This is a genomic window from Microbispora corallina (assembly GCF_016863035.1).
Taxonomy (GTDB): Bacteria; Actinomycetota; Actinomycetes; order Streptosporangiales; family Streptosporangiaceae; genus Microbispora; species Microbispora corallina.
In genome coordinates, this window is the sequence record NZ_BOOC01000049.1 from 55,849 (window position 1) to 62,260 (window position 6,412).

General features: G+C 73.6%; 5 protein-coding genes. 3 read left to right on the forward strand and 2 right to left on the reverse strand.

All coding sequences use genetic code 11. The annotated features are described in order from the left end of the window. Window positions 1-4: 4 nt before the first annotated feature. A complete protein-coding gene (locus Mco01_RS40355; RefSeq protein ID WP_372445012.1) occupies window positions 5-1,372 on the reverse strand; it encodes a serine/threonine-protein kinase in 1,368 nt (455 codons plus the stop codon). 184 nt (window positions 1,373-1,556) lie between these two features. On the opposite strand from Mco01_RS40355, the gene Mco01_RS34545 reads away from it, so the two are divergent. After that, entirely contained in the window at window positions 1,557-2,483 is a 927-nt protein-coding gene (locus Mco01_RS34545) for a 4-(cytidine 5'-diphospho)-2-C-methyl-D-erythritol kinase (protein WP_204061021.1), read from the forward strand. Window positions 2,484-2,495: 12 nt separating this feature from the next. After that, window positions 2,496-4,295 (forward strand): ABC-F family ATP-binding cassette domain-containing protein, encoded by a 1,800-nt coding sequence (locus Mco01_RS34550; protein WP_204061022.1) that lies wholly within the window; start codon window positions 2,496-2,498, stop codon window positions 4,293-4,295. 34 nt (window positions 4,296-4,329) lie between these two features. Here Mco01_RS34550 and Mco01_RS34555 read toward each other — a convergent pair whose 3' ends face one another. Then, window positions 4,330-5,364, reverse strand: coding sequence for an aldo/keto reductase (locus tag Mco01_RS34555; RefSeq protein ID WP_239104133.1), 1,035 nt, complete (start codon window positions 5,362-5,364; stop codon window positions 4,330-4,332). 123 nt (window positions 5,365-5,487) lie between these two features. On the opposite strand from Mco01_RS34555, the gene Mco01_RS34560 reads away from it, so the two are divergent. After that, window positions 5,488-6,078 (forward strand): TetR/AcrR family transcriptional regulator, encoded by a 591-nt coding sequence (locus tag Mco01_RS34560; RefSeq protein WP_204061023.1) that lies wholly within the window; start codon window positions 5,488-5,490, stop codon window positions 6,076-6,078. Window positions 6,079-6,412: the final 334 nt, after the last annotated feature.

Consider the following 6,412-nt stretch of genomic DNA (forward strand, 5'->3'; position numbering starts at 1 on the left):
CGGCTCACGAGGCCGCCCCGAGACGCGCGGTGATCGCGGAGCCGCCGGCGACCACGTCGCCGCGCAGCAGGGCCGCCGTACGGTCGCCGGGCAGGGCGTACCGCGCGGTCAGCACCACCATGTCCCCCGGCTGCACCGAGGACGGCCGCGCGCCGTCCTCGGCCCGGTGGACGCCGCCCTCGTCGTCCACGAGATCCGGGGGCCCGGCGAGGTCGGCGGCGGCGCCGCCCATGTTGAGCACCCGCCAGGACACCAGGCAGGCCGTGGCGTCCCCGGACCTCCGGCAGGCGGGCCGGTCCACCACGACCTGGACGTCCCCGATCTCGAAGCGGCGGCCGACGTCGCTGTCCCGCCCGCCCGCGACGGGCGCGGGCCCGGGCCGTCCGGCCAGCAGCCCGACGAGCAGGCCGGCGGCGACGGCCAGGACGACCGCGGCCGCGATCGCCGCCGCCAGCCGCCCTCGCCGTACGCGGGAGGGGGTCGCGTCACGCGGGGACTCCCACAGCTCCTCGATGACCTGCGTGGCGGGCTCCTGGCGGCCGCCGACCAGGGCCAGCAGCAGGTCCTGGGCGGTCGGGCGGTGCCGGGGCTCGCGGTCGAGCGCCCGCCGCACGAGGCTGTCGAGCGGCTCGGGCAGCGACCCGAGGTCGGGCTCCGCCTCCAGCACGCGGTGGGCCAGGACCATCGGGTCGCCCTCGCCGAACGGATGGCGGCCGCTCCCGGCGTACGCCACGAGGCAGCCCCAGGTGAACACGTCGGCCGCGGGCGTCACCGGGCGGCCCTGGAGCTGTTCGGGGGCCCACCAGCCGGGGGTTCCGACGACCTCGCCGGTGCCGGTGTGCCGGGTGTCGTCGACGGCCCGGGACACCCCGAAGTCGATCACCCGCGGTCCCGACATCGACAGGATGACGTTCGCGGGCTTGAGGTCCCGGTGGACGAGGCCGGCCGCGTGGATCGCCGTCAGCGCGGCGGCCACGCCGAACGCGACCCCGTGCAGCGTGGCCCCGTCCAGCGCGCCGTGCGCCGCGATCCGCCGGTCGAGCGGCGTGCCGGGGATGTACTCGGTGACCATGTACGGCCGGCCGTCCGGCATCTCCCCGTGCCCGAGCACCCGGGCGGTGCAGAACGAGGCGACCGACCGGGCGTGCTCGACCTCGGAGCGGAAGCGTCCCGTGAAGCCGGGGTCGGAGGAGAACTCGGCCCGGATGACCTTGACGGCGACCGGCGGCCCGTCCTCGGCGGCCGCGAGGTAGACGGTGCCCATCCCGCCCCCGCCGAGGCGGCCCAGCAGTCGGTGGCCGCCGATTTCGGCCGGGTCGCCGGCGGACAGCGGGGCGCTCGTCGGGATGTCGGGGTCGATGGGAGGCTCCACGGAAGGGGGGATGGACGCAACGCTACCGAGAGGTGTACGGCTTTCGCCCCCCTTTATGAGGATCTCTTGGCCGGTGAGGGGCGCGGATCCCGTTAGGCTCGGGTCCCATGGCTGGAGCGAACCGACGCGCCCCGGACGAGCGGGCGCCACTTCCCGGCGGCGACGCGGTCCCGGGAGGGAACCGATGAGCGCGGTCACCGTGCGGGTGCCCGCGAAGGTCAACCTCCAGCTGGCCGTGGGCCCGCTCCGCGAGGACGGCTACCACGACCTGGTGAACGTCTTCCACGCCGTTTCGCTGTTCGACGAGGTCACGGCGTCCGAGCCGGCGGACGGGGACGCCGGGGAGGCGCCGCTGCGCGTCCGGGTCGAGGGCGAGTCGGCCGGCGAGGTCCCGGCCGGCGACGACAACCTGGCCGTGCGGGCGGCCCGCGCGCTGGCCCGGTGGGCCGGCCGCTCCTACCGGGCCGACCTGCTGATCCGCAAGTCGATCCCGGTCGCCGGCGGCATGGCTGGGGGAAGCGCCGACGCCGCCGCCGCGCTCGTCGCCTGCAACGAGCTGTGGGGGCTCGGCCTCCCGCTCGGCGACCTCATGGAGATCGGCGCCGACATCGGCAGCGACGTGCCGTTCGCGCTGCTCGGCGGCACCGCGGTGGGCACCGGCCGGGGTGAGCGGCTCACCCCGCTTCCGACCTCGGGCGTCTTCCACTGGGTCTTCGCGCTCGCCGGCGGCGGCCTGTCCACCCCCCGCGTGTACGGCGAATGCGACCGCCTCAGGGAGGAGGCGGGAGGCCCGGTGCCCCTGCCCACGGCGAGCGACGACCTGCTGGCCGCCCTGCGGAAGGGCGACCCCCACGCGCTCGGCCGGGCTCTCACCAACGACCTCCAGCCCGCGGCGCTGGAGCTGCGCCCCGCGCTCGCGGCGACGCTGGACGCCGGGCGGGCGGCCGGCGCGCTCGGCGCGCTGGTGTCCGGCTCGGGACCGACCTGCGCGTTCCTCGCGGAGTCGGCCGAGCACGCCGCCGCGCTGGCGAAGTGGATCGAGGTCGCCGACGACTGCCGGTCGGCCGTCACCGCCTCCGGGCCCGTCCCCGGTGCGAGCGTGGCCGGATAGGCTTTACGCGCGATGAACCTGGTCAATCTGGAGTCGGTCTCCCACGCCTTCGGGCCCAAGCCGCTGCTGTCCGACGTGTCACTCGGGCTGGAGCAGGGCGACAGGGTCGGCGTGGTCGGTCGCAACGGCGGGGGCAAGACCACGCTCGTCTCGATCATCGCCGGCGAGCTGAGGCCCGACAGCGGCCGGGTCACGCACACGCGCGGCCTGCGCGTCGGCCTGCTGTCCCAGCGCGACGACTTCGACCCAGAGGTGTCCGTACGGGATCTGGTGCTGGGCGGCCGGGCCGAGCACGAGTGGGCGGGAGACGCCGGGATCCGGGAGATCCTGGCCAACCTGCTCGGCGACATCGACCTGTCGTCCCCGGCCGGCGCGCTGTCCGGCGGGGAGCGCCGCCGCACGGCCCTGGCGAGGCTGCTCATCGGGGAGCACGACCTGATCGTGCTCGACGAGCCGACCAACCACCTCGACATCGAGGCCATCGCCTGGCTCGCCGGCCACCTCGCCCAGCGCAGGTCCGCGCTGCTGGTCGTCACCCACGACCGATGGTTTCTCGACGCCGTGTCCACCCGCACCTGGGAGGTCGTGGACGGCTCGGTCGAGCGCTACGAGGGCGGCTACGCGGCGTACGTCCTGGCCAAGGCCGAGCGCGCGCGGATCGCCGAGGCGGCCGAGCAGCGCCGGCAGAACCTCATGCGCAAGGAGATCGCCTGGCTGCGGCGCGGCCCGCCGGCCCGCACCTCCAAGCCCAAGTTCCGCATCAACGCCGCCGAGGCGCTGATCGCGAACGAGCCGCCGGCGCGGGAGACGGTGGAGCTGCTGGGGTTCGCCTCCGCCCGGCTCGGCAAGACCGTGGCCGACCTGGAGGACGTCACCCTGCACGCCGGCGGCCCCGGCGCCGGGCCGCTCGTCCTCGACCACTCCACCTTCCAGTTCGGCCCGGGCGACCGGATCGGCCTGATCGGGGTCAACGGCTCCGGCAAGTCGTCGGTGCTGCGCCTGCTGTCCGGCACGGTCGAGCCCGACTCGGGACGCCTCGTGCGCGGGAAGACGGTGCGGCTCGCGCACCTGTCGCAGGAGCTCGGCGAGCTCGACCCCAGTCGGCGGGTGCTGGAGACGGTCGAGGAGATCCGCAAGTACGTCCAGGTGGGCAAGAAGGAGTGGTCGGCCTCCCAGCTGCTCGAACGGCTCGGCTTCCGGGGCGAGGCCCAGTGGAAGGTGGTCGGCGACCTGTCCGGCGGCGAGCGCCGCCGGCTGCAGCTGCTGAGACTGATCATGAACGAGCCCAACGTGCTGCTGCTCGACGAGCCGACCAACGACCTCGACATCGAGACGCTCACCGAGCTGGAGGACCTGCTCGACGGCTGGCCCGGCACGCTGGTGGTCGTCAGCCACGACCGTTACTTCCTGGAGCGTGTGGCGGACCGCTGCGTCGCCCTCCTCGGCGACGGGCGGCTGTCGATGCTGCCCGGCGGCGTCGACGAGTACCTCGAGCGGAGGGCGGCGGGCGCGGCCCTGTCCGCCCGGGCCGCCGCGGCCCCCGACGCCCCGGCTCCCGTCCGTGACGCCGCCCCCGCCGACGGGCTGTCGGCCAAGGAGCTGCGCGAGCTGCAGAAGGAGCTCAACCGGCTCGAACGGCAGGTCGACCGGTTCTCGGAGCGGGAAACCAAGCTCCACGCCGCGATGGCCGACGCCGCAGGCGACTTCGAGCGCCTCGCCGCGCTCGACGCCGAGCTGCGGGACGTCGCCGCCCAGAAGGAGGCGGCCGAGCTGGAGTGGATGACGGTCGCCGAGCGCCTCGACGGCCGCTAGGCGATCCCCGGGAGCCGTACGGGGGCGTGAGCGGTCAGCGCCGCCGCAGCGACGGGTCGAGCAGGGCGGGTGGGGCGTCGAACTTCTCGTGCGGGGCGAGGTCGGTGCCGGGAGGGACGATGGCGTCGATCGCGTCGAGCACGTCGGCGCTGAGCACGGTGTCCGCGGCGGCGAGCTGCGCGCGCAGGTGGTCCAGGGTGCGGGGGCCGACGAGCGCAGAGGTCACGGCGGTGTGCGCGGTCACGAATCCGAGCGCGAGCTGGATCATGGTCAGGCCGGTCTCGTCGGCGACCGCGGCGAGCCGCTCGACGGCGTCGAGCCTGGCCCGGTTGTACGGCAGCGCGGTGTCGAAGCGTTCCGGCAGGATCGAGGAGCGGCTGGTGGTGACCTCCCGGCCCTCGCGGACCGCGCCCGACAGCCAGCCCGAGGCCAGCGGGCTCCACGCCAGCACCCCGAGCCCGTACTGCTCTGTCACGGGCAGCACGTGGGTCTCCACCCCGCGCTGGAGGATCGAGTAGCTGGGCTGCTCGGTGACGTAACGGCTCAGGTGGTGTTCGCGGGCGGCCCACTGGGCCTCGACGACGCGGTAGGCAGGGAAGGTCGAGGAGCCGAAGTAGCGAATCTTCCCCGCGCGTTGCAGGTCGGTCAGGGCCGACAGCGTCTCCTCGTCGCTCGTGCTCGGGTCCCACCGGTGGATCTGGTAGAGATCGACGTGGTCGACGCCGAGGCGGCGCAGGCTGTCGTCCAGCGCGGTGACCAGCCAGCGGCGCGAGCCGCCCCGATGGTTGCGCTCGTCGCCCATCGGCAGGCCCGCCTTCGTGGCCAGCACGATGTCGTCGCGGCGGCCCGCGATGGCCTTGCCGACCATCTCCTCCGACTCGCCGTCGCCGTACCGGTCGGCGGTGTCGATGAGATTGATCCCGGCGTCGAGGGCGGCGTCGACGATGGCGACGGCCTCGTCGTGAGTGGTGCGCCCGATCGCGCCGAAGTTCATCGCGCCGAGCGCGAGCGTGCTGACCTGCACACCGGTGCGGCCCAAGGTGCGGTACTGCATGAGCATGTCCTCCATCGTGGGTGACGATGCGCGGCCGGTTCGGCGGCTCTGGCATCATGAGAAGCGGGACGATGTCCCGTTTCGACGATACGGGACAGTGTCCCGTTTAGCAAAGCCGGCAGTGGAGGGAACGCAGCGATGGACGACGGCGACCGGGGCGCGGGGCGGACGGCGCGGCCCAAGCGGGCGGACGCCCGGCGCAACGAGGAGGCCCTGCTCGACGCGGCCGCCGCGGTCTTCGTCGAGTCGGGCGTGGAGGCTCCGGTGCGCGACATCGCGGCCAGGGCCGGTGTCGGGACGGCCACGATCTACCGCCACTTCCCGACGCGGGCGGATCTCGTCGTCGCCGTCTACCGGCGCCAGGTCGAGACCTGCGCCGAGGCCGGTCGGGCTCTGCTGGCGGACAGTCCGAGTCCGTTCGCCGCGCTGACGCGGTGGATCGACCTCTTCGTCGACTTCGTGGTCACCAAGCACGGACTCGCCGCCGTGCTGCGGCCCGACAACGCCGACTTCGGCGCGCTGCACGCCTACTTCGTCGACCGTCTCGTGCCCGTGTGCGCCCGGCTGCTCGACGCCGCGGCCGGCGCCGGCGAGATCCGCTCCGACCTGGACGCCTACCAGCTCATGCGGGGGATCGGGAACCTCTGCATCGGCGCGGACGGCGACCCCCGCTACGACGCGCGCCTGCTGGTCGGTCTCCTGGTCGCGGGGCTGCGCCCACCGCACTGAGCGGATGGCGCGGGACATCTGAGACGGGTCCGGGAGGCCGCCCGGTTTCGTTCAGCGGCTGTGACCTTCGTCACAGAGGTCAGTAGACCGGTCCATCACTGTCCGTCGCCGTCGCGAGACGGACATGCCGCGTGATCAGCCAATCCCAGGAAATTCTCAGGAATGGCATTCAGCCGCCATTCAGGGTGCGCACGGCTAAGTCGCAAGATTTCACTTCAGACTGCTTATTTCTCTCCTGATTCTTCGTATAACTTTTAGCCGTTCCTTCACTGACGGTTGGGGCGCAAGTGACGCCTCACGACAGACCAGGGAGATCCTCTTGAAGCGCACCCTC

Bases quoted from the DNA above. Each gene is read 5' to 3' on its own strand.
- Mco01_RS34550 (WP_204061022.1), top strand. From the start codon at position 2,496: ATGAACCTGGTCAATCTGGAGTCGGTCTCCCACGCCTTCGGGCCCAAG.
- Mco01_RS34560 (WP_204061023.1), top strand. From the start codon at position 5,488: ATGGACGACGGCGACCGGGGCGCGGGGCGGACGGCGCGGCCCAAGCGG.
- Mco01_RS34555 (WP_239104133.1), bottom strand. From the start codon at position 5,364: ATGGAGGACATGCTCATGCAGTACCGCACCTTGGGCCGCACCGGTGTG.
- Mco01_RS34545 (WP_204061021.1), top strand. From the start codon at position 1,557: ATGAGCGCGGTCACCGTGCGGGTGCCCGCGAAGGTCAACCTCCAGCTG.